We start from the raw sequence: 26,227 nt of genomic DNA, 5'->3' as shown, positions 1-26,227 counted from the left end.
ATCCATGCAAAGGCTGCATCGCGGAACGGAAGGTCGATGCGTGCGCGGACATTTCATAACATTCGAAGGGGGCGAGGGGGCCGGCAAGTCGACGCAGATCCGGCGACTGGCCGAGACGCTGCGCAGCTTCGGGATCAAGGTGGTGACCACGCGCGAGCCCGGCGGTTCTCCGGGCGCCGAAGCCATTCGCCATGTGCTGTTGTCAGGCGCGGCCCAAGCCCTGGGCCCACAGGCCGAGGCCATGCTGTTTGCCGCCGCCCGCGCCGATCACGTCGCCGAAACGATCCTGCCGGCGCTTGAGGCGGGCGCTTGGGTGCTATGCGACCGGTTCACGGATTCCACCCGGGTGTATCAGGGCGAAAACGGCGTGGACGAGAGCTTGCTGGATGAACTCGAGACGGTGGCCGTGGGTGCGTTGCATCCTGATATGACGATCGTTATCGACGTTCCGGCGGAGCTCGGACTGGCGCGGATCCAGGGGCGTGACGACGAGGCCGGCGGCGAGCACGCCGACCGCTTCGAGCGCGATACGCTGAAGGTGCACCAGGCGCGCCGGCAGCGGTTTCTGGAAATCGCCAACGCGGAACCCGATCGCTGCGTCGTCGTTGACGGTCAGAACAGCCCCGACGTCGTGGCGGAGCGCATCCGCAAGCTGGTGTCCGACCGGCTGGGTCCGCTCGAGACCCCGGCCCGCGCCGCCTTGAGGCGCGAGGCCGCGGCCAGAGCCGCGAGCCGCTGACATGGCGCTCAAGCCGCAAGACGACACACCCGAATTCGACGCGATTGACGGTCTGCCGCTGCCGCGCCAGCAGATGCGGCTGTTCGGTCACACCGAGGCCGAACGCGAGTTGCTCGACAGCTATCGCTCGCCGCGCATGCATCATGCCTGGATTCTCGGCGGACCGAAGGGCATCGGCAAGGCCACGCTGGCCTTTCGCTTCGCCCGGTTCGTGCTGGCCAATCCCAACCGCATGGCCTCCCAGCTCTCCCTTGCGAATGATCTCACGGTGGACGCGGAACATCCCGCCGCGCGCAGGCTCGCCGCCGGTGCCCATGGCGACGTGCTGCACCTGCATCGCCCGTGGGACCACAAGGCCAAGCGCTTCAAGACACAGCTCACCATCGACGAGGTACGGCGCACAGTGTCGTTCTTCGGGTCCACCTCGACGGCCGGCGGCTGGCGGGTCTGCATCGTCGATGCGGCCGACGACATGAACGTCAACGCGGCCAACGCCTTGCTGAAGGTCCTTGAGGAGCCGCCGAAGCAATGCGTGTTCTTCGTGCTGTCGCACGCGCCCGGCCGGCTGCTGCCGACAATCCGCTCGCGCTGCCGCACACTGCAGCTCAAGGCCTTGCCCGCGGAGACGGTTTTTTCCGGCCTCGAGGCGCTGGGGCTCGATGCTGCCTACTCGGCCGAGGACCGCACGCACGCGACCGAGCTGTCCGACGGAAGCCTTCGCCGGGCCATCGAGCTGCTGTCGGGCGGCGGCATCGAGGTGGCGCACGCGCTGCAGGCGTTGCTGGCACAATTGCCGAAGACCGATGTGCGGACGGTGCACCGGTTCGCCGACATGGTTTCGGCCCGCGGCGCGGACGATTCCTACCACATATTCCTCGATCTGCTGCGCGAATGGCTCGACGGCCGCGTCCGCGCGGGAGCGGCCGAACAGGTGCCTGCGGCCCGCCTTGTCAGGTGGGTCGAGGTATGGGACAAGACCAACGAGGCGGCATCGCTTGCTGATGCGCTCAATCTCGATCGCAAACAGGTGGTTCTCGGTGCGTTCGGCGCCTTGGCGAAAGCCGCGGGCGACGCAGCGCCGAAGTGACCTTCCTATGATATCACCGCAATTCAAGCACTATGTGGGTTCGCCGCCGCGATGCCACCGGGTACGACCATGACCGACAAGACGCCGTTCTATATCACGACCGCCATTTCGTACCCCAATGGGGTGCCGCACATCGGCCATGCCTATGAGGCGATCGCGACCGATGTGCTGGCGCGCTTCATGGCGCTGGACGGCCGCGACGTCTATTTTCTGACCGGCACCGACGAGCACGGTCAGAAGATGTATCAGACCGCCAAGAAGGAAGGTCTCGATGTCCGCGAACTGGCCGACAGGAACGCGGCCCGGTTTCAGAAGATGGTCGAGACGCTCGGCTGTTCCAATGACGATTTCATCCGCACCAGCGAGCCGCGCCATCACGACGCCTCGCAGGAGATCTGGAAGCGGATGGCGGCCAATGGCGACATCTACAAGGACAGCTATTCCGGCTGGTACTCGGTGCGCGACGAGGCCTACTATCAGGAAGGCGAGACGGAGCTGGGTGGCGACGGCGTGCGTTATGGCCCTCAGGGCAGTCCGGTGGAGTGGGTCGAGGAAGAGAGCTATTTCTTCAAGCTCAGCGAGTATCAGGACAGGCTTCTGGCCCATTATGAGGCCAATCCCGACTTCATCGGCCCCGACGAGCGCCGCAACGAGGTGACGAGTTTCGTCAAGGGCGGGCTGAAGGATCTGTCGATCTCGCGCACCACGTTCGACTGGGGCATTCCGGTGCCCGGCGACGAGAAGCATGTGATGTATGTCTGGGTCGATGCGCTGACCAACTATCTGACGGGCGTCGGCTTTCCCGACGAGTCCGACGCGAAGTGGAAATACTGGCCTGCGGACCTGCATGTCATCGGCAAGGACATCGTTCGTTTTCATGCCGTCTATTGGCCGGCATTCCTGATGTCGGCCGGCATTGCGCTGCCCAGGCGTGTGTTCGCCCATGGATTCCTGTTCAACCGCGGCGAGAAGATGTCCAAATCCGTGGGCAACGTGATCGATCCGTTCACCATGGTCGAGACCTACGGGCTCGATGCGGTGCGCTTCTTCTTCCTGCGCGAGGTCCCCTTCGGCCAGGACGGCAACTACAGCCATGAGGCCATCGTCAACCGCACCAACGCGGATCTTGCCAACGATCTGGGCAATCTGGCGCAGCGGTCCCTGTCGATGATCGCCAAGAACCTCGACGGCACGCTGCCGGAGCCGGGCGCGTATTCGGCTGAAGACACGGCGATCCTCGATCAGGCGGACGCCATGCTGGACGCCTGTCGCGCGGCCATGACGCGGCAGGAAATCCATCACGCGCTGGCCGCCGTGTGGAACACGGTTGCGGAAGCCAACCGCTATTTCGCCGGCCAGGAGCCCTGGGCGCTGCGCAAGACCGATCCGGCGCGCATGGCCACGGTGCTCTATGTGACGGCCGAGGTGATCCGGCAGGTGTCCATCCTGGCGCAGCCGGTGATGCCGGGGTCCGCCGCCAAGCTGCTCGACCTTCTGGCGCTCGACGCCGGCAAGCGCGACTTCGCCTCGCTGGGCGCCGGTGGTCGTCTGACGCCCGGCGCCGCGCTGCCGAAGCCGGAAGGCGTTTTCCCGCGCTATGTCGAGCCGGAGCAGGCGGAGGGCGCGGCCTGATGCTGGTTGACAGTCACTGCCATCTCGATTTCGCCGACTTCGATGCCGAACGCGACGACATCGTCGCGCGTGCGCAGGAGGCCGGTGTCGGGCTGATGGTGACCATCTCCACCCGCGTGAAGCAGTTCGACCGAATCCGTGTCATCGCGGAAACCTATGACAGCGTCTACTGCTCGGTGGGCACCCATCCGCACAACGCCGACGAGGAGCTCGATGTTTCCGCAGACGATCTGGTGCGGATTGCCGAAAGCCACCCCAAGGTGGTGGCGATCGGCGAGGCGGGGCTGGACTACCACTACGACAAGGCCCCGCGCGACGCCCAGGCGATCGGTTTTCGCCGCCACATCGAGGCCGCGCGGCGCACGGGCCTGCCGCTGGTGATCCATGCGCGCAGCGCCGACGAGGACATGATGGCGATCCTCACCGAGGAAACGGAGAAGGGGGCCTTTCCAGCCATCCTGCACTGTTTTTCATCGGGTCGCGATCTGGCCCTGCGCGGCGTCGAGCTTGGGCTCTATGTGTCGTTCTCGGGCATCGTGACGTTCAAGAATTCGCCGGAACTGCGCGCCATCGCTGCGGAACTGCCCGCCGACAGGCTGCTGGTGGAGACCGACGCCCCCTATCTGGCGCCGGTACCCAAGCGCGGCAAGCGCAACGAACCGTCCTTCGTCGTCAACACCGCGCGGGTCCTGGCGGAGACGCGTGGCGTCTCCTTTGAAGAGATCTGCGCGCAAACCAGCGAAAATTTCTTCCGCCTGTTCAAGAAGATTCCAAGCCCCGCCTGATCCCTTTCTGCTCCTTCAAGGCCGCCGGACATCGTATGAGCGCACGCTTCGAATTCACCATTCTCGGTTGCGGGTCGTCAGGCGGCGTGCCGCGCATCGGCAACGTCTGGGGCGCATGCGACCCGGAAGAGCCGCGCAACCGGCGCAAACGCTGCTCCTTGCTGGTCCGGCGGTTCAACGACGCGGACGGCGTCACCACCGTGCTGATCGACACCGGGCCGGACGTACGCCAGCAGATGCTGGATGCCGGCGTCGGCCACGTGGACGCGGTGCTCTACACCCATGCGCACGCCGACCACATCCACGGCATCGACGACCTGCGGATGATCGCCATCCACAACCACAAGCGCGTGCCGGTCTACATGGACCTGCCGACCTCGGCCCGGGCGCACGAGGCCTTCGACTACTGCTTCCACACGCCCGAGGGCTCGAGCTACCCGCCGATCCTCGAGGAGCACCGCATCACGCCGGGAGTGTCTGTGGTGATTGACGGGGAAGGGGGCCCGATCGAGGCCCTGCCGGTGGTCGTCCGCCATGGCGACATCGACGCCCTGGGGTTCCGCATCAACGATCTCGCCTATCTTCCCGATGTGAAAGACATTCCAGCCGACAGCGTCGCCGCGTTCAGCGATCTCGACATCTGGATTCTCGACGCGCTGCGCCCCACGCCGCATCCGAGCCATTTTTCGCTTGATGACGCGCTTTTATGGATCGCCCGGATGAAGCCGCGGCATGCGGTGATCACCAACATGCATGTGCATCTGGACTACCGGACGCTGGCCGACACGCTGCCGGCGGGCGTCGAGCCCGCCTACGACGGCATGAAACTGGTGGTCGAGGACTGAGGCCCGTGCAATTCCGGGCCGGCGGTCAGGCGCGGGCGATCGTGACCGTCTCATAGGCGAGTTCGAGGGCTCCCACCGTCAGGGCGCCATCGGCACCGGAGAGGTCCGTGCCGCTCACCCTGACGGGCCGCGCATTGGCGAGCGTCCACGTCATTTTCGGCGTACCAGTGTCGTCGCACATGGCGAGCGCGACGGGTCCCGGCGGCGCGGATCCCTGCTCGATCGCCTCGATCCAGGAGCGGATGGCGCCCGTGTCGGCAAAGACGCCGCCCGAGAGCGTCAGCTCGAAATCGCTCACGCGCCCCAGGCCCGGCATCTTGATCGGATAGAAGATCGGGCTGTTTCCGTGCCGGTATTGCTCCGGCGCATCGGAACTGCCGACCAGCGTCCCCGGAACGGCCCGGAACGTGCCCGCGACGTCCGCGCCGAAGTGTGCGGTGAATTGGAACGTCGCCTGCGGCCAGGTCTCGTCGGTCTTCTCCGGCATTGCATCCTCCCCGAATTACGCAAGGTAGGATGCGACGCGCGCGCCGGGACTTCAACCGTCTTGGTCTATGCGGAAAGCCGGGAGAGGAAGGGGCCTAGCGCCTAGCGGCATAGGCGGCCATGAACACCTCGACGCCGCGGTCAACGGTGTCGTTGATTTCCTCAGTCCCCGGAAGATCACCGACGTTGAGCAGCAGCCGCCGCAACAGACGCGCGACACACAGATCGAAGAAGTGGCTTGCAGCCAGTTCCGTGTCGCAGTCCTTCAGGTCTCCGGCCGCGACCCGCTTCTTGAGGTATTCGCTGATGCGAGCAACACCTCGGCAGGGGCCCGCCTCGTAGAGAATCTGGCCGAACTGCGGAAATTTTTCAGCCGCACCCACAACCATGCGCAGCGTGGCCAGTTTCTCCGGCCGCGTTATGGCCTCAACATAGGTCCGCCCCAGCATCCGCAGATCCGTTTGCAAATCGGACTGGCAGGCCTCGATCTTCAGCATCAGTTCCGCCTGATCGAGCCGCTCTTCGTTGATCAGCGCTTCGAACAACGTCTCCTTGCTGTCGAAATAGACATAGAGCGTGCCTTTCGAGACGCCCGCGGCCTTGGCGATCGCCTCCATGCTCGCACCATCAAAGCCCTTGGCACGAAAGACCATGCGGGCGCCGCCGAGGATCTGCCGGCGCTTGGCGTTGTCCGCGTTTGCGTCCATGGCGGCCTTGGGAGCAGGGGGCTCCGGTTGCCGGTCCGCAATCTGGCGCGTGGCCTGCGTCATTGCCTGTTCCGTCCAATCTGTTTCATTTTGAGTAGCTTACGATTTCCATACCGTCAATCGGCGGGCGGCCTCGCCGCGCGCCGGTTTCTTTCGGCGTCACCCACCCGAACCCGGCATACGGCAGCGCAAAATAATTTGCACGACAGGTCCGGACCATCTTGCGTTCCTCCTCGGGTTGGCGCTATAACATGTATGACTGAACGGTTCGGTCAATAACTAATCGCATCGTTCGCTGAATTTCGCAAGGGCCCAAGTCGTGGCATATCGAGAAGACCGCTCCACACCGCTGCCCTCCGACGGGGCGGCCCATCCTTCCGCAAGGACGGCGGAGCGCGACACGCCGGCGCAAAACCCGGCACCCGAGACAGGCGACGGGTCCCGTACCGCTGGCAGCGTCCCCGCGGATGCCGGCACGGGCGGCCCGTCGCCAAACACTCCGCCGAAAAAGAAGTCCAAGGCCAAGCTCGTCCTGATGACCATACTCATCGCAGGCCTCGGCATCGGTGGCTACGAGGGCTACGGCTGGTGGACGGTGAGCCGCTTCATGGCGTCGACCGATGACGCGTATGTGACGGCTGACATCACCACTGTGCAGGCAAAGATTCCCGGCTACGTGGCCTCGATCGAGGTGCGCGACAACCAGCATGTGCGGGCAGGGGACGTGCTTCTTCGGCTCGACGACGGCGATTACAAGCTCGCCGTACGCGCCGCGCGCGACGGCGTTGCCGGCGCCGAGGCCACTGTCAGCCGGATCGACCAGCAGATCGCGGCCGCCAAGGCGAGCGTGCTTCAGGCCGACGCGGCGGTGGCCGCCATGGAGGCCAAGCGCGACGTTGCCAAGGCGGATTATTCGCGCGCCAGTCGGCTTGTGGCCGCCAATGTGACGAGCCAGGCGACCCTCGATTCAGCCGACGCCGAGCGCAAGAGCGCGGCCTCCAACCTGGAGACCGCCAGGGCGGCGGTGGCGGTCGCGCGCGCCAACGTCAAAGTGCTCGAAAGCCAGCGCGTGGAGGCCGAAAACGCGGTCGCATCCGCCGAAACGGCGCTTGCGAAAGCGGAACGCGATCTGAGTTTTGCGATCATCCGATCCCCCGTCGACGGCATCGTCAGCAATCGCGCGGCGCAGCTCGGTACGCTCCTGCAGGCGGGAAGCCGCGTCGCGGCGCTGGTGCCGCTCGAGGCCGTCCGTATCGATGCAAACTTCAAGGAAACCCAGCTTGAGGGCATCGCGCCGGGCGCGCACGTGAAGATCGCGGTCGACGCCTATCCGGACGCCGATATCGAGGGCGTGGTGGAAAGCATCTCCCCGGCCACCGGCTCGGTCTTCAGCCTGCTGCCGTCGGAAAACGCCACCGGCAACTTCACGAAGGTCGTCCAGCGCGTTCCGGTGCGCATCACGGTCCCCAAGAGCGCAGCGGAGAACGGCTATCTGCGCGCCGGCATGTCGGTCATCGTCGATATCGACACCCGCACGGGCGGCCCGGACCCGGTTCACACCGCGGCGCGCTGATTTCCGGCAGGATCGGTTCGTGCGTTCCGCCGTTGACCAGTTTTTCCGGGCATCGCGGCACACCGTGCGCGGCGGCCTCGGGTACCCCTCGCTCCACGAGTCCATGCGATGAGCAGCGCCACACAGAGCGCGCGCGCCACAAGCGGCAGCGCCGACGACGACAAGATCGACGGCCGCAAGCTGTTCACCTTTTTGTGCATGGTGTTCGGCATGTTCATGGCGATCCTGGACATTCAGATCGTCTCCGCATCTCTGTCTGAAATCCAGGCGGGCCTCTCCACCAGCGCCGACGACATCCCCTGGGTGCAGACCTCCTATCTGATCGCGGAAGTGATCATGATCCCGCTGTCGGGATACCTGTCACGGATGCTGTCGACCCGCTGGATGTTCGCGATTTCCGCCGCCGGCTTCACCGTGATGAGCATGCTCTGCGCCACGGCCACGACGATTGAGGAAATGATCGTGTACCGGGCACTGCAAGGCTTCATCGGTGGCGGCATGATCCCCACCGTCTTCGCCTCCGCCTACCTGATCTTCCCGCGCAGCAAGTTTGCCATCGTGTCGCCGATCATCGGTCTGGTTGCGACGCTCGCGCCGACCATCGGGCCGACACTGGGCGGCTATCTGACCGAATACGGGTCCTGGCACTGGCTGTTTTTGATCAACGTGATACCGGGCATTCTGGTGACCGTCGCCGCCGTCACGCTGATCGATTTCGATGAGCCGGATTTCTCGCTCTTCGATCACTTTGACTGGTGGGGGTTCGCAGGCATGGCGGTGATGCTCGGATCGCTTGAATTCGTCCTGGAAGAGGGGTCAAGCGAGGACTGGTTCCAGAGCGAGGAGATCTTGCTGTTCACCGGGCTCATGCTGCTGGGAGGGCTCATTTTCTTCTGGCGGGCGTTCACCGCGCGCGAGCCGATCGTCGATTTGCGGGCCTTCGCCAATACCAATTTCGCCATGGGAAGCCTGTTCAGCTTCGTCATGGGCATTGGCCTCTATGGGCTGACCTATCTCTATCCGGTCTATCTGAGTGGCATTCGCGACTACAATTCGCTGCAAATCGGCGAGACGATGTTCGTGACCGGCATCGCCATGTTCCTCTGCGCGCCGCTTGCGGGCCGTTTGATGCAGGTGCTGGATCCGCGCGTCATGATGGCGATCGGCTTCGCCGGCTTCGGCATCGGCACATGGATGCTGACCGGGATCACCAAGGACTGGGATTTTTGGGAGCTTTTCATCCCGCAGATCCTGCGCGGCGCGTCGCTGATGATCTGCATGGTGCCGATCAACAACATCGCGCTCGGGATGCTGCCGCCGCAGATGATCAAGAACGCCTCCGGACTCTTCAACCTGACCCGCAATCTGGGCGGAGCCGTGGGCCTTGCGGTGATCAACACGGTGCTCAACGAACGCCAGGCTTTTCACTACGAACGCATCGCCGAGACCGTGAACTGGTCGCGCGACACGGTGAATGAAACGATGACCGCGCTGACGCAGGCCTACTCGTCGCTGGGCGACGCCGCGCAGACCGCCGCGCTCAAGGCATTGTCGGGGATGGTGACGCAGCAAGCCTTCCTGCTGTCGTTTATCGACGTCTTCTGGATTCTCACCGGCCTGTTCTCCGCGCTGGTCGTCGCCCTGTATTTTGTCGAGAAGCCCAAACCGATGGGCGCGGGGGCGGGCGGTCACTGACGCGCGCATGCGGGCGCGAACGCGCGGGGAATTGGCCCGGTTGCGGGGAATCTGTCATTGTTGGCCCGTGACCTCGATCATGCTGTGTTCCGCGCGTGCTCATTGCCTGAAAACACCGCTGATTCAACGTGATACCGCGAAAACCTGTGACGGCCGCGATTGAAACGCCCAAAGACCTACAAGCTGCCGACGGAAGAGCGCCTGGTGCGTTCGGCAATTGCCTATCTCGACCGCTATGCGTCGTCGGCCGAGAACCTGCGCCGCGTACTGTCGCGCAAGGTGGCGCGCGCCGCGCATGCGCTGGACCATGACGCGGCCGAATTCTCCGAACTGATCGACACCGTTGTGGAGCGCTGCAAGCGTTCAGGGCTTGTCGATGACACGGCCTACGCGGAAGCCAAGGTCGCCAGCCTCAGACGGCGTGGCGGCTCGAAACGCCAGATCGCGGCGAAGCTCAGCGCCAAGGGCGTCGAGCGGCCAATAATTGAAAAGACCATGGCGCAGGACACGGTGGAGGATCTGGCGGCCGCAAGGGTGCTGGCCAAACGCCGCCGCATCGGCCCGTGGCGCACGCGCGGCGCGCGCATCGACTATCGCGACAAGGACATGGCGTCGCTGTGCCGCGCCGGGTTCGGATTTGAAACCGCACGTCTGGTGATCGATGCGGATCTGGACGCGGATCCAATTGCGTGAAGCATCCATGATGTGCTGCTCCGGCACACGAGGCCGCATCGGTCCGCCAAGAGGCTTTTCCATCCGATCCGTTTCCCGACATGACCCGCAAGCCTATGGTCAGGCACACAATATTTTTATTCCATAATATATCTTATGCGAATTGATGATATTGACGGAACAATATGGCGTTTGGGGATGGTTTGCCCCGCCTGCTTCACGGAGATGCCGATGGTTTGGATAAAGACCCGCGCGCCGCGGCGATCACTCGGCGCTCATCGACATCTGGCACACGGGTTGGCACGACGCGCATGCGGGCCTGGTTCCGAAAGGCATCCTGGCGTTCCGGACGCGCGCGTGCTTCGCGCATTGGCTGGCGTGTTCGAAAGAGACATTCCACGTCGCACTGAGTGACGATACGCCGGTGGGGTTTGTGGCCACACGAAGCGACTGAAGTGAGCGTGTCGCGTGTTCCAAGCACGCCACACGGGCTAGACGTTACCGTGTGTCGCCGATGCCACAGACGCTACGGAAGTGATCGCGGTCAGCCATCTACAATTGTAATAAAAGGCAGTAATTGATTTTATTCGGGAGGCAGGGCGCTCAACGGGGGGGCAGCCACCACCATCGATCTTTTCGGCGTCGTCCGACGCCCGGTATCTCGGGGGTGACTTTGATATGAATTCTGTTACCGGCCTTGGGCTGTCTCTGGCCGTCGCGTGTCTGCTGGCTGCCATGTCGGGTTTCGCCACGCCGGCTGCGGCGGCGGATTCGTCGCCCGGCTGCACCGCGGTCAATGCTGGTGATCTCGACGTCAGCATCTCGAATGGCGGTCAAAATTCGATAACCGTTTTGGATTTGGTCGAAGGCGACGAACTGACCTTCTCGATCACCATGACCAGCACCGTCAACAACGATCAGTGGTGGATCCACAACGCCAGCAATCTGCTTCTTGACGGTCGCTCGAACACGGCGACGGATACGGTCGTCTACACGGTCACCAGCAGCGACGGCGGCTCGATCTCGAGCGTCGTGCGTATTCAAAACCCCGGCACCTCGACGGTAACGGCCACGGCGACCTGCTCTCCTGGCCCCTACATGTCGACGACGACCGACAGCGACAGGCTCGACGACGTGCAGTCCGTCGGCACGCGCATAGTCGCCGCCACGTCGGGCGCCGCCATCGGCGATGCGACAGCGGCCGGCACCGAGGCCGCTTTCTCGGGCGCGGCGCCCTTCTCGGCCGGGCCGAACGGCGTTACTCTCAACTTCGCCGCCTCATCGCGGCAGCGCGACGCCGCGGCGCGTGCCCGCGATGCTTTCTCCGCTCTCGGCTTCGCCGGTGACGGGTCAGCCGCCCCTGCCCCCGATCAACGCCTCAATGTCTGGGCCAACGTGCGCGGCAGCTGGCTCACCAACGACATCGACGGCCATCAGATCAACGCCACGCTCGGCATCGGCTACAAGCTGACGCCCGATCTCGTGCTCGGTGCCTTCGCCGGCTACGAGACCTTCGACTACACGTTCAACACGCTCGTCGGCAATCTCGACGGCAGCGGCGTCACCATCGGCATCTATGCCGGTTGGCGCCTGATGCCGGCGCTGCGCCTCGACGGCCTGGTCGGCTGGAGCGGCATCTCCTACGACGCCACCGCCGGCGCCGCCAGAGGCTCCTTCGACGCCTCGCGCTGGATCGCCTCGGCCGGGCTTTCCGGCGCGCATCGCTACAGCGGCTTCACGCTGGCGCCGTCGGCCAAGGTCTTCGTGCTATGGGAGAACCAGGACGGCTACACCGACAGCCTCGGCGGCGTCCACGCCGCGCGCGACGTTTACACCGGTCGCGCATCGCTTGGCGGGCGCATCAGCAAGGCGTTCCAGGTGAGCGAGGGCACCATCCTGAACCCCTATCTAGAAGCCTACGGCGACGCCCACTTCTCCGACGGCGATGCCGTCAATACCGTCGACACCGGCTATGTGGACGGCCTGTCGGGGCGCACCGGCGCCGGCATCGCGCTGACCACGACGAACGGCGTCTCCGTCTCGCTCGGCGGCGAGGTCGCTGGCCTCGGCCAGAACGTCCAGGTCTGGTCGGCCTCCGGCCGCCTCGCCATCCCGTTCTGAGGCCCGGCGCACTTGCAGGCGCCAGGGGCCGGCAGCCATGCCGGCCCCTGTTTCATGCTCCGTGCGCCTTGCGTGCTCCTCGAATGGCCCAGCCGCCTCTGGTAAGCTTGATACAGTCCCGCCGCCAGAATCGGATCACGCCATGCAGCCCTCCCGCGACATTTCCCGTCTCATCGAGATCATGGCGGCGCTGCGCGAGCCGGCAACCGGCTGTCCGTGGGACGTCGAACAGACATTCGAGAGCATCGCGCCCTACACGATCGAGGAAGCCTATGAGGTGGCCGACGCCATTCATCGCGGCGATTCCGACGACCTTTGCGAGGAACTCGGCGATCTTCTGCTGCAGGTGGTCTATCACGCCCGCATGGCTGAGGAGCTCGAGCAATTCGCCTTCGGCGACGTGGTCCAGGCGGTCACGAAAAAGATGATCCGGCGGCATCCGCACGTGTTCGGCGACGCGGAGGCCCGCGATGCGGGCATGGCCAAGGGCCAGTGGGACGCGATCAAGAGAGAGGAAAAGCGCGAACGCGCCGAGCGGCGCGTCGCGCAGGGCAAGGATGCCGAGGCGCGCCGCGGGCTGCTCGATGCGGTGCCGGTCACCCTGCCCGCCCTGACCACGGCGGAGAAGCTGCAGAAGCAGGCGGCTCATGTGGGCTTTGACTGGGGCAAGGCCGGGCCCGTGATCGCCAAGATCAGGGAGGAACTCGACGAACTCGAGGCCGAGATCGAGGAGGCCGGGCCGGATACGACCCCGGAGATGGAGGACGAACTGGGCGACGTGCTGTTCGCCATGGCCAATCTGGCGCGGCACCTGGAGATCGATCCCGAGAAGGCGCTGGGCCGTACCAATCGCAAGTTTCGGCGCCGCTTCGCGCACATCGAGACCCGCGCACGCGCCGACGACCGCGGCCTGGAGGCCATGAGCCTCGACGACATGGAAGCCTTGTGGCAGGAGGCAAAGCGCATCGAACGCGGCGGCGATGCCCCCGCGGCCGTCAGCACCTCGGACACATGACCCTCACGCGACCATCTGACCCTTGAAGCGCGCCCGGAATACCTCGGAAATCTTGTCGGGCACCCGGACAGTCAGCATGATGTCTCCGCCATCCGCTTCCTCGCGGTCGAGCACTTCCGCGCTGCGATAGATCCAGGCAAGCGAAGCGCCATCACTGGACGACAGCGTGAGCGAGACGATTTCGCGCTCCCGCGTCATGATGGTCTCGATGCGGGCGAGAAGATCATCGACGCCCTCGCCTGTCACGGCGGAGAGCGCAACGGGCCCTTCCCGTCGGCGTTCCTCGCCAGCAGGCTCGCCCGGTGTTCCGGCTCGAGGAGGTCGATCTTGTTCCACACTTCGACGATTCGGGTCTTTTCTGAAACGCCAAGCCCCAGAAGCTGCAGCGTATGTTCCACGTCGGCGGCCTGGGCGGCGGTGTCCTCATGCGCGATGTCGCGTACATGCAGCACCAGATCGGCCTCAAGCACCTCTTCAAGGGTTGCCCGGAACGCCGCGACCAGATGTGTCGGCAGATCGGAGATGAAGCCGACGGTATCAGACAGGATGATTTCCACGCCGTGCGGCAAGGTAATCCGGCGCAGGGTCGGGTCCAGCGTGGCGAACAGAAGATCCTTGGCGAAGACCGTGGATTCCGTCAAGCGATTGAACAGACTTGATTTTCCTGCATTGGTGTAGCCGACGAGCGCCACCACCGGTTGCGGAACCTTCTTGCGTGCCGAGCGGTGCAGATTGCGGGTGCGGCGCACCTGCTCGAGCTCGCGCTCCAGCTTGCTGATGCGTTCCTGAATGAGGCGGCGATCCGCCTCGATCTGGGTTTCACCGGGCCGCCGACAAATCCAAGGCCGCCGCGCTGGCGCTCAAGGTGCGTCCAGCTGCGCACCAGCCGGCTCTTCTGCCAATTGAGATGCGCAAGCTCCACCTGCAGCCGTCCCTCACGGGTGCGGGCGCGCTCGCCAAAAATTTCCAGGATAAGCCCGGTACGGTCAACGACCTTGGCGTTCCATGCCTTCTCGAGATTGCGCTGCTGGATCGGCGTCAGCGCATGATCCACCACCACAAGGTCAACACCCTCGGCCGCGATGAGGCCTTCGAGTTCCTTCACCTTGCCTGTGCCGAACAAGGTCGCCGGACGGACCGTCGAGATACGCACGATGCCGGCGTGACGAATGTCAAGATCGATCGCCAGCGCAAGGCCGATCGCTTCCTCGCGTCTGGCTTCGGCGGTTCGGATGGGAACGGCGGCGGTCGCGGGAAGACTGCCGTCCGTGCCCTCCCCCTTGGCGATCCGTCTGGATTTCTGAAGATCGCGGCGTGGCAGCACGGGCACGATCACGAGCGTACGCGTCCGTTCGGTGGCTGTCAGATACGAGCCATCGTCCTGGCGCTCCGGCTCATGCCCCAGGTCTTCGCGTTCGTCCCGGTCGTCCCCCGGTCTATGGGTTTCAATTAGCTGACCGCCTTTTCAGCCTCTTCATCAGCGGGATCAAAGAGTTGAACCGGCTGATTCGGCATAACGGTGGAAATCGCGTGCTTGTAGACCAACTGCGAGTGACCATCGCGGCGCAACAAGACGCAAAAGTTATCGAACCAGGTCACAACGCCCTGCAGCTTAACACCGTTGACCAGAAATATCGTCAGCGGAGTCTTGCTCTTACGTACATGATTGAGAAAAGTATCTTGAAGATTCTGAGCTCGGTCAGCCATGTTTCTTTTTGTCCTGTATCAGCGAACGCCGCCGCTGCGTTCTACCGCATTTTATCGATCACCGGACACCGCCGTCAAACGCATTGATTTCACAGGGAAACTCCGTTGTCGAGGAACGTCGGTCCCGGTGCTGCCTCTACTCAATACGTGCCGAAAGCGTCCTGAAGATTCACAATTCGTTATAGAGGAATTTTTTCGCATTGCGAATGGAACGAGCGTCGTAGTGCCGTCCCAGCCGGTGCAGGATTTTCGGAGCAAAGGCACTGTGATTCCAGACTATATCGCGCCCAATTCGTGCCCTGCGACAGTAACAAGCGCCGGAACGGCCGCCGCGCAATCTCTGGAAGCTGACGATCCAAGCGTTCGTCAATCCACCTTCAGGCACCAATTCGGTGTTGTCAACAAACCTGACCAAGGTTGCACCGCTCTTCCTAGCCTTATGTCAAATTGTGAGATTTTCGTTCTGTGCGAGAGGTTTGCCCCTGTGCATCGACGCATCAGCGGCGCAGCCAGTACGTGTGGTTGGCCGCTGCAAACAGGGCGAGAACTTCGATCCGGCCGAGAATCATGATCGTGCAAAGGATCATCTTGGACGGACCGTTGAGCGCCGCGTAGGCCGGCCAGGCCTCGGCTCCCACGGCAAGCCAGCCGTTGGGATAAAGCGGGCCGATGTTCGAGAACGCCGCAATCGAGGCCACCAGGGCGCCCTCGTAGTCGATGTCCTCAAGCGCAAGGGCCAGCGAGCCAAACGCCACGACGACGATGGACGCGGAAAAGAAGCTCCAGATCGCCTTCATGAGCTGGATGTCATAGACTTGGCTGCCGAATTGCGCCGAGCGGATACCGTGCGGATAGACCAGCCGCCCGAGCTCTCGGTAGGCTTGGACCAGCATGCCGCCGAGGCGGTAATGTTTGAGACCGCCCGCGGTCGAAAACGTCCCCCCGCCCACCAGGGCGATGAACATCACCAGGGTCAGCGGCAGCACCGCAAAGCCGCCATGGCGCACCTCGAAGCCGGTCGTCGAGACGAGTGACGCGGCCGTGAACAACCCTTCGCGCAACGCGGTCAAAGGGCTCAGGACATCGACGGACCCGGCGGCGCGGAACAGCGTCAGCGCATACATCAGCCCCACAATCCCGGCGAGAGCCATCACCGAGTAGCTCTCCCTGTGCCGGGCCAGCAACTGGCGCCGGTTGGTCAGCAGCATGCGCTGCCAAAGGATACTGCTGGCGCCGAGCAGCATGAAGATGATCATCGCAATCTCCGCGAACGGGTTGCCGTAATCGGAAATATTGCCGTCGATTGGCACGAAGCCGCCCGTGGATACGGTGGCCAGCGCCAGACAGAGCGCGTCGATTGGCGGGATGCCGGAGAGCAGCAGACAGATCATGCAAGCGACCGTCGTGAGCAGATATAGTCCGGCGATGTCCCGCACGGCGTTGACAACCCGATGGCCCATCATGCCTTCCGCGCTTTCCGCCAGACGGATGTGGCGGTCCGGCAGTCCGCCGATACCGGCCGGCGCGGAAATCAGCGTGATGCTGAGCAACGTGAGCAATCCGCCAAGCCATTGCAGCTCGGCGCGCCAGAAGATGATCGCCAGCGGATAGTCGGCCAGGTTGGTGAACACCGTCGCGCCGGTGGTCGTCAGGCCGGAGACCGATTCAAAGACCGAATCCGCTGGCGACAGGCCGGCCGTGATGGCGAACGGCAGCGCGCCGATCAGCCCCAGCACCACCCAGCACAGCGTCAGCAGCAAGAAGCTCTGCATGCGACCGAACGCACTGCGTCTGCCGTTGAGCGCGAACAGAAAGCTCAGCGCGCAAAAGCCGCTCATCGCGGCGATCAGAAAGAAATCGAACAGCGCCCCGTGTCGCCGGATGTCGCGGCCACGGCCACGGGCAGCAGCATGGCGAAGCTGAAGCCCAGCAACACGATTGAAAAGTGAAACAGGATGCCGGTCATCGCCGCTCAAGGCCGCCTTGTGCCGCAGGTCAAAAGAATTCGAGGCTCACGCGGAACATCTGTTCGACGTCGCGCACCCGTTCGGCCATGGCGAACATCACCACCCGGTCCTTGGCCTGGATCTGGGTGCTGCCGTCCGGCGTAATCACGGTGTCACCACGGTACACAGCGCCAATGCGGATGCCCGGCGGCAGATCGACTTCGCTCAGCGGCCTGCCGACCAGCGGCGAGGTCTCCAGCGCTTCGGCCTCAATAACCTCCGCGGCGCCGTTTTGCAGGGAATGCACGGCCCGGATTCGGCCGCGGCGGACATGCTGAAGGATCTTCGAGATCGTCACCGCACGCGGGTTGATATAGGCGTCGATACCAAGGGCGTGGGCGAATGCCGGATAGCTGGTGTTGTTGAGAAGGCTGAGATTGCGTCGGCAGCCAAGCTTCTTCGCCATGACGCACGACAGGATATTGACTTCGTCGTCGTTGGTCAGGGCCACCATCGTGTCGGCGTCCTGAATGTCGGCCTCGCGCAGGATCTGCTGGTCGAGCGCGCTGCCGTGCAAGATCACCGTGCGCTTGAGACGATCGGCGATGCTCAGGGCGCGATCGCGGGAGAACTCGATGATCTTGATCTTGGCGCGGGACTGCCGCTTCTCCAGGTTCTCGGCAACATATTGACCAATATTGCCGCCGCCGGCGATGACCACCCGATTGGCCTCCGGCTCCTCGTGTCCGAAGATCGCCAGGGCGCGGCGGACGTGGTCGCGCCGGGCCACCACGTAGACGAGATCGCCAACAAGAAGCGCATCGGCACTCTTGGGCACGAACAGACGGTTCTCCCGCTGGACGCCGACCACCACCGCGCTGAGGTCGGGAAACAGCTCGGTCAACTGGCGCAGCGGCGTATCGACGACCGGGCAGTCCTCTTCGCACATGATGCCGACAACAACGACGTGGTCATCGCAGAAGCGCGCGGTCTCCACGGCGCCGGGCAGCGACAGGCGGCGCAGCACCATCTCGCCCACTTCCACCTCGGGAGAGATGATGACGTCGATCGGCATGTGATCGCGCGAGAAGAGATCCTGCCAGTGGGTGCGCAGATAGCTCTGCGCGCGGACGCGGGCAACCTTGGTCGGCACATTGAACAGCGAATGCGCCACCTGGCAGGCAACCATGTTGACTTCGTCATAAAGGGTGACCGCGATGATCATGTCGGCCTGGTCGGCGCCTGCCAGCGCCAGAGTGTCGGGATGCGAGCCGTGACCGACGAAGCCGCGCACATCAAGCGTATCGCGGATGGCGTTGATCAGATTGGGCGAGGAATCGATGACCGAAACATCGTTCTGCTCGGAAGCGAGCTTTTCGGCGATGCCGTAGCCGACCTGGCCGGCGCCGCAAATGACGACTTTCATGTGTTGTTCCTTCGCGAAGGCCTATACGCCGCGATCAAATCCGCACCGGCGCTCCCGGCGGCGCCGCACAGATCCCGGACATGCCTATGGACGCCGTGCATGCGTATCGTGCCCGGCCGGGACGCGCGGTCCACGTCAGGCTCCGCATCAGCGATATCATGAAACACCGAGGGATTTCAGCTTGCGGTGAAGAGCGGAGCGCTCCATTCCCACAAATTCCGCGGTGCGGGAAATGTTTCCTCCGAACCGCTTGATCTGCGCCTGCAGGTAATCGCGCTCAAAGACCTCGCGGGCCTCGCGAAGCGGCAGGGCCATCAGATGATCGCCGCCATTGTTGGAGGACAGGCCCGGCAAGGTGGCGCCAACCTCGGCCGGCAGCAGATCCGCCGTGATCTCGCGATCCGGATCGCCGCGCGACAGGATCATGAGACGCTCGACGTTGTTGCGCAACTGGCGGATGTTTCCCGGCCAGTCGTGGGTCTGCAACACAGCCATGGCATCCGGCGCGATGGGGCGCCGCGGAATTCCGGTCGCATTCGATATCTGTTCGGAAAAGAAGTCGATCAGTTCGGGGATGTCCTCGCGGCGCTCCGAGAGCGCGGGCACACGAAACGGCACGACGCCCAGCCTGTGGAACAGATCCTCGCGGAAGCGGCCCTCGGCGATCTCCTCGTCCAGATTCCGCGCGCTGGAGGAAATGATGCGGATATCCACATGCACACGGGTCGCCCCGCCGACGCGCGTGAAATTCTGGTCCACCAGAACACGCAGGATCTTGCCCTGCGTCTCGCGCGGCATGTCGGCGACCTCATCGAGATAAAGCGTGCCGCCATGGGCTTCCTCGAGCGCCCCCACCTTGCGGGGCCGGTCGTCCTCGGGCTCGACGCCGAAAAGCTCCTCTTCCATCCGGTCCGGCGTGATCGTCGCCGCGTTGATAACCACGAAGGGGCCTTGAGCGCGGTTGGAGATCGCGTGGATCGTACGCGCGACAAGCTCCTTGCCGGAGCCCGACGGCCCGGAAATCAGGATGCGGCTGTTGGTTGGCGCAACCTTGTCGATGGTCTGGCGCAAATGGCTGATGGCGCTCGATGTGCCGATCAACTGGCTGGCGTCACTGCTGCGCTGGCGCAAGTCACGCACCTCGCGGCGCAGTTTGGACGCCTCCAAAGCGCGTTCGGCGATCAGGACGAGCCGGTCCGCCTTGAACGGCTTTTCGATATAGTCGTATGCGCCGCGCTTGATCGCGGAGACGGCGGTTTCGACGTTGCCGTGACCGGAAATGATCACCACCGGCAGGTCCGGGTGCTGTTGCTTGATCACGTCGAGCAGCGCAAGACCGTCGAGCCGGCTGCCTTGCAGCCAGATGTCGAGAACCAGCAGCGACGGCCGCCGTTCCTCGATGGCCGCCAATGCGCTGTCGCTGTCAGCGGCGGTGCGTGTTTCATAGCCTTCGTCATCAAGGAGCCCCGCAACGAGGTCCCTGATGTCCGCTTCGTCGTCAACGATGAGAATGTCAGACGCCATGGGGTGCGACCGGATCTTCTGTTTGAGGTTCTAAATCAGGATCAATATCAAGTGTGCCCGGCAATGTGTCGCTGGCCGCGATCGTCAGGCGCACCCAGGCGCCACGGCCGCCGCCGGCCACGTCGGGAGCATCAAGCAGTTCGACGCCACCGCCGTGATCTTCGAGAATCTTTCGCACGATCGCGAGCCCCAGTCCGGTGCCCTTCTCGCGCGTTGTCATGTAAGGTTCAAGCAATCTTTGCCTGTTTTCGTGCGGCAGGCCGACGCCATTGTCGATGACATCGACCACACAGAAGCCATCATTCTTGCTCAGCGAGACGGTGATGCGGCCCTTGCCACGGTCCACTTCCGGGACGGCAAGAACGCCTTCGGTGGCGTTCTTGATGACATTGGTGAGCGCCTGGCCGAGCAACCGGTGATCGAAGTGGGCGATCAACGGGGTCTGCGGCAGCTCCATCTTGATGTCTATGTCGGCCTGAGCCACGGACTGCATGAACACCGCCTCGCGCACCACTGGCACGAGATCACGATCCTCCTTGGCCGGCTTCGGCATCCGGGCGAAGGAGGAGAACTCGTCGACCATCCGTCCGATGTCGCCCACCTGGCGGATGATCGTGTTGACGCATTGGTCAAAAATCTCGCGGTCGGTTTCGATCTGCTTGCCATAGCGGCGCCGGATGCGCTCGGCCGACAGCTGGATCGGGGTCAGCGGGTTCTTGATTTCATGCGCGATGCGCCGCGCCACGTCAGCCCAGGCGGATGTCCGCTGGGCGCTGACCAGGTCGGTGATGTCGTCCAGCGTGACCACATAGCCGTGCTCACGTTTTGCGGACTGTTCGGTCGTCACCCGCACGTTGACGATGCGCTCTCGGCCGCCGCGCATCAGCGTGATCTGCCCCTGAATGGCGCGCGCGTAGCTGTCGTCCAGCATCTCGTTGACGATATCGGCGAGCTCGGGAACCACATCCGTGATGTTGCGGTCGCGCAGTTCGTCTTCCGAATGGTCCAGCAAGCTGAGTCCGGAGCGGTTGATCAGGGTGATGCGCCCGCCATCGTCGATGCCGATAACCCCCGCCGTGACACCGGCCAGCACGGCCTCGGTGAACCGCGCGCGGCGGTCAATCTGGTCGTTGGCCGACAACAGCGCGTCGCGCTGGCCGCGCAACTGCGCCGTCATGTTGTTGAAGGTGGCCCCAAGATTGGCAAGATCCCCTTCCCGCCGGTCTATCGGCACCTGGGTGTAGAGATTTCCTTCCGACACCTGGTCGGCCGCGCTGATCAGCCGGCGGATCGGGGACACCATGCGATTGGCGAAGCCAAACCCCACCCAGATCGACGACAGCAGCAACACCAGCGCCACGCCGGTATAGACAAGGGCAAACGCGATCTGGACGCCGAAACGGCTCTTTTCGAGATCGTTGTACTCGCTCTCGCCTTCCTGGGCGATGCGCAGGTAATCGACGACGCGCGGATCCATGGCGCGCGCCACATACAGGAAGATGTCGTCATAGGCGACGAGCTTGATGATCCCACCCACCTGACTGGAAACACCCGGCGCGATGAGAACGGGCTCGCCCTTCTCGGCCTGCGTGAACGCCGACGCCGGCGGCATGAGAACCGTGGTCTTGGGGTCGACCACGGTGCGGGTGACAACCGTGCCGTCCTTCTTCAGCAGAAATGCCGCGGGCAAGGTGCGCAGGCTCGCCTGGGCTTCGAAAAACGAATCAAACCGGGTCGGCTCGTAGTCGTAGACGGACTTCGCCCGGTCGACGTCATTGGCCATGGCGATGAGATCGCCGCGAAGCACGCGCGCATGCTCCTGCAGGTAGGCACGCGCCACGGTGAGTGAATTGTCGATGATCTGCCGGGTGCGTTCCTCAAACCAGCGGTCGAGACCCCGATCCAACGTGATGGTCGCGACAATCGCCACGAGGATGGCTGGGACCGCCGCAATGACGCTGAACAGGCCAACGATGCGAACCTGCAATCGCGCCGCCGCCCTGCCCCGTCTTCGGGCAACCCACAAACCGTAGATTTCCCAGCCGATCGCGAGGCAAAGGGCGCCGATGACCACGGCGTTGCAGCCCAGCGCGATCGAGATTACCTCCTGGCTCGGCACAATCGGCGTCATGCCCGTCAGGACAGCGAAGGTCGCCGCCACCGAGACCAGAGACAGGACCATGAACACCAGACCGTAGGACCGGACCAGCCGGTTTCCTTGACCGGGCGGGCGCAAGGTCTTTTCCGATTCCGCGTCGCTCAGCAGGGTCATGGACAGTCAATATTCCATTCGTGGGCGGGCCGGGCCGCGATGCCGACAATCGGTGCACTGCGTCACGGATACCACACTGTCGCCAAAATGCGACATCTGCGAGGCAAAAATTGTCAAAACCGCGTGGCGGAAAGTCCGGCGCTCGTGACGCTTGCGGACGCGTCCGACCGGACACAGGTGTCCACGTTCCGGCCGGAATGGACACGCCGTCGGGAGGTCCCCATCTAGCGGGAATTGCGGATGACCTGAATGTCGAGATCGCGGATTTTCTTGCGCAGAGTGTTGCGGTTCACGCCAAGAAGCTCCGCGGCCTTGATCTGATTGCCCCGGGTCGCGGCAAGCGCCGAGCTGAGCAACGGATACTCCACCTCCTTGAGGATCCTGTGATACAGGCCCGGCGGCGGCAGCGTGTCGCCGAAATTGGAGAAATAGCCGTTCAAGAAGCGCTCCACTGCGCCGAGAGGTTCGCGTCGTCATTATCCGCGTCCGGATCCTCGTTGATCGAGGCCGGCTGAGACAGCTCCTGGTCGATCAGGTTGGCGGTGATGACATCTTGCGGATAGAGCGCGGAGAGCCGGCGAACCAGGTTTTCCAGCTCACGCACATTGCCCGGCCAGCGATAGCGCTTGAGCCGTTCGACGGCCGCGGGTTCCAGCTGCTTGGTCGGCAGGCCTTCCTTGTTCGCCAGCATGAAGAAGTGGCGCACCAGATCGGGAAGATCCTCGGCGCGCTCGCGCAGCGGCGGCAGCCGCAGCGGCACCACATTCAGGCGGAAATAGAGATCCTCGCGAAACAGTCCCTGATTGATGAGTTGGCGCAGGTCCTTGTTGGTCGCGGCGACAATCCGCACATCGGTCTTGATCACCGTCCGGCCACCAACGGCCGTGTATTCGCCCTGCTGCAGCACCCGCAGCAGGCGTGTCTGCGCCTCCATCGGCATGTCGCCGATCTCGTCGAGGAACAGCGTGCCGCCGTCGGCCTGCTCGAACCGGCCGGCGCTGCGCGCCTGAGCGCCGGTGAAGGCGCCCTTCTCGTGACCGAAGAGTTCCGCCTCGATCAGGTCGCGGGGGATCGCCGCCATGTTGATGGCGACAAAGGGTCCGTTGCGCCGCTTGCCGTAGTCGTGCAGGGCGCGGGCCACAAGCTCTTTGCCAGTGCCGGATTCGCCGGAGATCATCACGGTCAGATCGGTCTGCATCAGGCGCGCCAGGACGCGATAGATTTCCTGCATCGCCGCGGACCGGCCGACAAGCGGAATGTTCTCGCCGACTTCCTCGGAGACGTCGACACGCTTGGACTTCGGCTCGGACAGGGCCCGCCCGATGATGCTGATCAGTTCCTTCAAATCGAAGGGTTTGGGGAGATACTCGTAAGCGCCGCGTTCGGAGGCGCGGATCGCCGTCATGAACGTGTTCTGCGCGCTCATGATGATGACCGGCAGATCCGGACGCAGCTTCTTGATCCGCGGAAGCAGATCAAAGGCGTTTTCATCGGGCATGATCACGTCGGAGATCACGAGATCGCCCTCTCCGGAACTGACCCAGCGCCACAGCGTCGCGGCGTTGGACGTCAGCCGGACCGAATAGCCGGCGCGCGACAATGCCTGATTGAGGACCGTGCGGATCGCTGCATCGTCGTCAGCAACGAGAATTGTGCCACTGGGCATCGTCATTCATTCCTGGCGCTGTTGGGTGTGGGATATTCATTCGAGGACGCGGGCATCAGAATCCGGAACGCGGTGCGTCCGGGCTGCGAGTCGCACTCGATCACCCCGCCATGGTCGCCAATGATCTTGGCAACCAGGGCAAGGCCCAATCCGGTCCCGTTGGTCTTGGTGGTCACGAAGGGGTCGAAGAGATGCGGCATCAGGTCATCCGGCACGCCGGGTCCGTTGTCGCGAACGCTGAATTCCAGCGGCAGACTGACGCGGTCGCGCGTGCCGGGCACCGACATGCGGATACCGGGCCGGAACGCGGTGGACAGCACCAGTTCGCCTTCCGGATTGTCACCCACGGCCTCGGCGGCGTTCTTCACCAGGTTCAAAAACACCTGCACAAGCTGGTCGCGATTGGCGTAGACCGGCGGCAACGACGGATCGTACTCCTCCACGATCCTGATATTGCGCGCGAAACCGGATGCCGCGAGCCGCTTAACATGGTCGAGAATAACGTGAATGTTGACCGCTTCGCGATCGATTGGTCTTTCGTCGGAAAACACTTCCATCCGGTCGACAAGCTTCACGATGCGATCCGCCTCATCCATGATCAGCCGGGTCAGGGCACGATCATCGTCATCGGCGGACTGTTCGAGAAGCTGCGCGGCGCCGCGAATGCCTGAGAGCGGGTTCTTGATCTCATGGGCCAGCATCGCGGCGAGCCCGGTGACGGTGCGCGCGGCGCCGCGCGACGACAGTTGGCGGTCGATCTTCTCCGCCATCGTGCGCTCTTGCAGCATCAGGGTGACGAAACCGGGCCGCTCGTTCACCGGCGCGGCATAGATGTCGACCATCTTTTCCGAGCCGATGCGTGGCGAACTGATGTCGACCTTGTACTCGTTGACCGCGGAACCGCGCTGCTTGACCTGATCGACGAGGGTCAACAGGGGGCTCCCGAAGGGCACGAAATAATCAAGCGGATGCCGGTGCATGACCGCGCCGCTGGCGCTGAAAAAGATCTCCGCCGCCATGTTGGCCTGCTCGATGCGGCCATTCGGATCAACCAGCAAGACCGGATGCGGCAGCGCATCGAGAATATCCGTGCCCGCGCCGCTCGCCGTACTCTTCGCCTCGCCCGGCAAAGCGCCGCTGCGGTCGATGCTATCGCTCATCATGCGGCTCTCCGCGACGTGCAGTCAGAAAACAGGGAATGGGCCAGCCGTTCGACGGTGGCCGGTTCATCGCAAGTCAGCAGCGCCTTGCGGTGCGCAGGCGCCGGCTTCGCGTCCTCGGCGACGCCATCGAGATACCAGCCCAGATGTTTGCGCGCGCAGCGCAATCCAAGCTGCGTGCCGTAGTGCGCCAGCATCGCCTGATAGTGCTCGACCACCAGATCGGCCAGGTCCGCGCCCGAAGGCCCTTCCCGCTCCGGCCGCCCGTCGAGACTGTCGGCGACCGCGCCGACGATCCAAGGACGCCCGTATGCGCCGCGTCCGATCATCACGCCGTCGGCGCCCGATTGGGCCAGCATCCGCCCGGCATCACGCGAATCCATGCAATCGCCGTTTGCGATGACTGGGATGGAGACCGCCTCGCTGACCGCACGGATGGCGGGCCAATTGGCCGCGCCCTTGTAAAACTGGCAGCGCGTGCGGCCATGCACCGTGATCATCTGCACGCCAGCGTCCTGTGCCCGGCGGGCGAGCTCCGGCGCATTGATGCTGCGTTCGTCCCAGCCAAGCCGCATTTTCACCGTGACCGGCAACGCCGTCGCTCCGACGGTCGCGTCGATCAGCGTCATCGCATGATCGAGGTCGCGCATCAGCGCCGAACCGGAGTAGCCTGTGGTCACACGCTTGGAGGGGCAGCCCATGTTGATGTCGATCATCTCCGCGCCGGATGCCTCGGCGCGCCGGGCGCCCTCGGCCATCCAGCGCGCCTCGCGGCCGGCAAGCTGCACCACGTGGGGACGGATGCCGGCGCCTTCCATGCGCAGGGTCGTTTCGGGGTCGCCGTCAACCAGCGCCTCGCTCGCCACCATTTCCGAAACCACGAGTCCCGCGCCGAAGCGCGCCGCGATTCGGCGAAATGGCAGATCCGTAACTCCGGACATCGGGGCGAGCAGCACGCAGTTCGCGGTGCGCAAGCCGCCGATTGCCAAGCCTTTTGACTGGGCAGCGGATGTAGGGTCTTTGCTTATTTTATGAGCATCGTTCATGATTGCACACATATTAGACAACTATCGGCATTCGGCAAGACCATGATTGACTTTTTATCGAGCCGGTTGTTTCCCGGTGCAATTGCTCCGACACAACCGCCATCCACGAGCGCCGATCCGGAA

At 63.8% G+C, this 26,227-nt stretch carries 19 protein-coding genes and 2 pseudogenes; 10 read left to right on the top strand and 11 right to left on the bottom strand.

The window, feature by feature from the left end; all coding sequences use genetic code 11:
- Nucleotides 1-4 precede the first annotated feature (4 nt).
- From tmk to D1F64_RS12110, 5 genes are all read left to right on the top strand, one after another.
- Nucleotides 5-739 (top strand): dTMP kinase, encoded by a 735-nt coding sequence (tmk, locus tag D1F64_RS12130; RefSeq protein ID WP_117412665.1) that lies wholly within the window; start codon nucleotides 5-7, stop codon nucleotides 737-739.
- 1 nt (nucleotide 740) lies between these two features.
- Nucleotides 741-1,826 (top strand): DNA polymerase III subunit delta', encoded by a 1,086-nt coding sequence (locus D1F64_RS12125; protein ID WP_117412664.1) that lies wholly within the window; start codon nucleotides 741-743, stop codon nucleotides 1,824-1,826.
- A 69-nt stretch (nucleotides 1,827-1,895) separates the two neighbouring features.
- Entirely contained in the window at nucleotides 1,896-3,458 is a 1,563-nt protein-coding gene (gene metG, locus D1F64_RS12120) for a methionine--tRNA ligase (RefSeq protein ID WP_117412663.1), read from the top strand.
- Nucleotides 3,458-4,243, top strand: coding sequence for a TatD family hydrolase (locus tag D1F64_RS12115; protein ID WP_117412662.1), 786 nt, complete (start codon nucleotides 3,458-3,460; stop codon nucleotides 4,241-4,243). Before metG ends, D1F64_RS12115 begins: the two co-directional genes overlap by 1 nt.
- A 35-nt stretch (nucleotides 4,244-4,278) precedes the next feature.
- Entirely contained in the window at nucleotides 4,279-5,088 is an 810-nt protein-coding gene (locus tag D1F64_RS12110; protein ID WP_117412661.1) for an MBL fold metallo-hydrolase, read from the top strand.
- 25 nt (nucleotides 5,089-5,113) lie between these two features.
- Here D1F64_RS12110 and D1F64_RS12105 read toward each other — a convergent pair whose 3' ends face one another.
- Both D1F64_RS12105 and D1F64_RS12100 read right to left on the bottom strand, forming a co-directional pair.
- A complete protein-coding gene (locus tag D1F64_RS12105; protein ID WP_117412660.1) occupies nucleotides 5,114-5,575 on the bottom strand; it encodes a phage tail protein in 462 nt (153 codons plus the stop codon).
- A gap of 94 nt (nucleotides 5,576-5,669) precedes the next feature.
- Nucleotides 5,670-6,344 (bottom strand): TetR/AcrR family transcriptional regulator, encoded by a 675-nt coding sequence (locus D1F64_RS12100; protein WP_117412659.1) that lies wholly within the window; start codon nucleotides 6,342-6,344, stop codon nucleotides 5,670-5,672.
- A gap of 472 nt (nucleotides 6,345-6,816) precedes the next feature.
- Here D1F64_RS12100 and D1F64_RS12095 point away from each other — a divergent pair, with 472 nt between their 5' ends.
- The 5 genes from D1F64_RS12095 (at nucleotide 6,817) to mazG (ending at nucleotide 13,357) form a co-directional block, all read left to right on the top strand.
- Nucleotides 6,817-7,854, top strand: a complete 1,038-nt coding sequence (locus D1F64_RS12095; protein ID WP_205470451.1) for an HlyD family secretion protein — start codon at nucleotides 6,817-6,819, stop codon at nucleotides 7,852-7,854.
- A gap of 108 nt (nucleotides 7,855-7,962) precedes the next feature.
- Complete coding sequence (locus tag D1F64_RS12090) at nucleotides 7,963-9,549, top strand: DHA2 family efflux MFS transporter permease subunit (protein ID WP_117412658.1); 1,587 nt, start codon at nucleotides 7,963-7,965, stop codon at nucleotides 9,547-9,549.
- A 159-nt stretch (nucleotides 9,550-9,708) separates the two neighbouring features.
- Nucleotides 9,709-10,242 carry a regulatory protein RecX gene (locus D1F64_RS12085; protein WP_117412657.1) on the top strand — a complete coding sequence of 178 codons (534 nt, stop codon included), beginning with the start codon at nucleotides 9,709-9,711 and terminating at the stop codon, nucleotides 10,240-10,242.
- Nucleotides 10,243-10,899: 657 nt separating this feature from the next.
- Nucleotides 10,900-12,342, top strand: a complete 1,443-nt coding sequence (locus tag D1F64_RS12080; RefSeq protein WP_117412656.1) for an autotransporter outer membrane beta-barrel domain-containing protein — start codon at nucleotides 10,900-10,902, stop codon at nucleotides 12,340-12,342.
- Nucleotides 12,343-12,484: 142 nt separating this feature from the next.
- The gene (gene mazG, locus D1F64_RS12075) at nucleotides 12,485-13,357 is read left to right on the top strand and encodes a nucleoside triphosphate pyrophosphohydrolase (protein WP_117412655.1); all 873 of its coding nucleotides are present in this window, start codon (nucleotides 12,485-12,487) and stop codon (nucleotides 13,355-13,357) included.
- A gap of 3 nt (nucleotides 13,358-13,360) precedes the next feature.
- Here mazG and hflX read toward each other — a convergent pair.
- The 9 genes and pseudogenes from hflX to dusB form a co-directional block, all read right to left on the bottom strand.
- Nucleotides 13,361-14,762: pseudogene (gene hflX, locus D1F64_RS12070) on the bottom strand (GTPase HflX).
- A gap of 44 nt (nucleotides 14,763-14,806) precedes the next feature.
- Complete coding sequence (hfq, locus tag D1F64_RS12065) at nucleotides 14,807-15,064, bottom strand: RNA chaperone Hfq (protein ID WP_117412654.1); 258 nt, start codon at nucleotides 15,062-15,064, stop codon at nucleotides 14,807-14,809.
- Between the two features lie 497 nt (nucleotides 15,065-15,561).
- Nucleotides 15,562-16,902 carry a potassium transporter TrkG gene (locus D1F64_RS12060; RefSeq protein ID WP_117412653.1) on the bottom strand — a complete coding sequence of 447 codons (1,341 nt, stop codon included), beginning with the start codon at nucleotides 16,900-16,902 and terminating at the stop codon, nucleotides 15,562-15,564.
- A 157-nt stretch (nucleotides 16,903-17,059) separates the two neighbouring features.
- Nucleotides 17,060-18,436 carry a Trk system potassium transporter TrkA gene (gene trkA, locus D1F64_RS12055; RefSeq protein ID WP_117412652.1) on the bottom strand — a complete coding sequence of 459 codons (1,377 nt, stop codon included), beginning with the start codon at nucleotides 18,434-18,436 and terminating at the stop codon, nucleotides 17,060-17,062.
- Nucleotides 18,437-18,592: 156 nt separating this feature from the next.
- Nucleotides 18,593-19,960, bottom strand: coding sequence for a sigma-54 dependent transcriptional regulator (locus D1F64_RS12050; protein ID WP_117412651.1), 1,368 nt, complete (start codon nucleotides 19,958-19,960; stop codon nucleotides 18,593-18,595).
- A complete protein-coding gene (locus tag D1F64_RS12045) occupies nucleotides 19,950-22,232 on the bottom strand; it encodes a PAS domain-containing sensor histidine kinase (protein WP_205470450.1) in 2,283 nt (760 codons plus the stop codon). The genes D1F64_RS12050 and D1F64_RS12045 overlap by 11 nt, the downstream gene beginning before the upstream one ends.
- Before the next feature lie 224 nt (nucleotides 22,233-22,456).
- A pseudogene (ntrC, locus tag D1F64_RS12040) lies at nucleotides 22,457-23,898 on the bottom strand (nitrogen regulation protein NR(I)).
- 2 nt (nucleotides 23,899-23,900) lie between these two features.
- Nucleotides 23,901-25,061, bottom strand: a complete 1,161-nt coding sequence (locus tag D1F64_RS12035) for a nitrogen regulation protein NR(II) (RefSeq protein ID WP_248304437.1) — start codon at nucleotides 25,059-25,061, stop codon at nucleotides 23,901-23,903.
- Complete coding sequence (dusB, locus tag D1F64_RS12030) at nucleotides 25,058-26,104, bottom strand: tRNA dihydrouridine synthase DusB (protein WP_256372871.1); 1,047 nt, start codon at nucleotides 26,102-26,104, stop codon at nucleotides 25,058-25,060. The genes D1F64_RS12035 and dusB overlap by 4 nt, the downstream gene beginning before the upstream one ends.
- Nucleotides 26,105-26,227: the final 123 nt, after the last annotated feature.

The sequence above is a fragment of the Breoghania sp. L-A4 genome, assembly GCF_003432385.1.
In the GTDB taxonomy this organism is placed as follows: Bacteria; Pseudomonadota; Alphaproteobacteria; order Rhizobiales; family Stappiaceae; genus Breoghania.
Note: the sequence above shows the minus strand (reverse complement) of the source record. Positions and strands in the feature narration are given on the sequence as shown.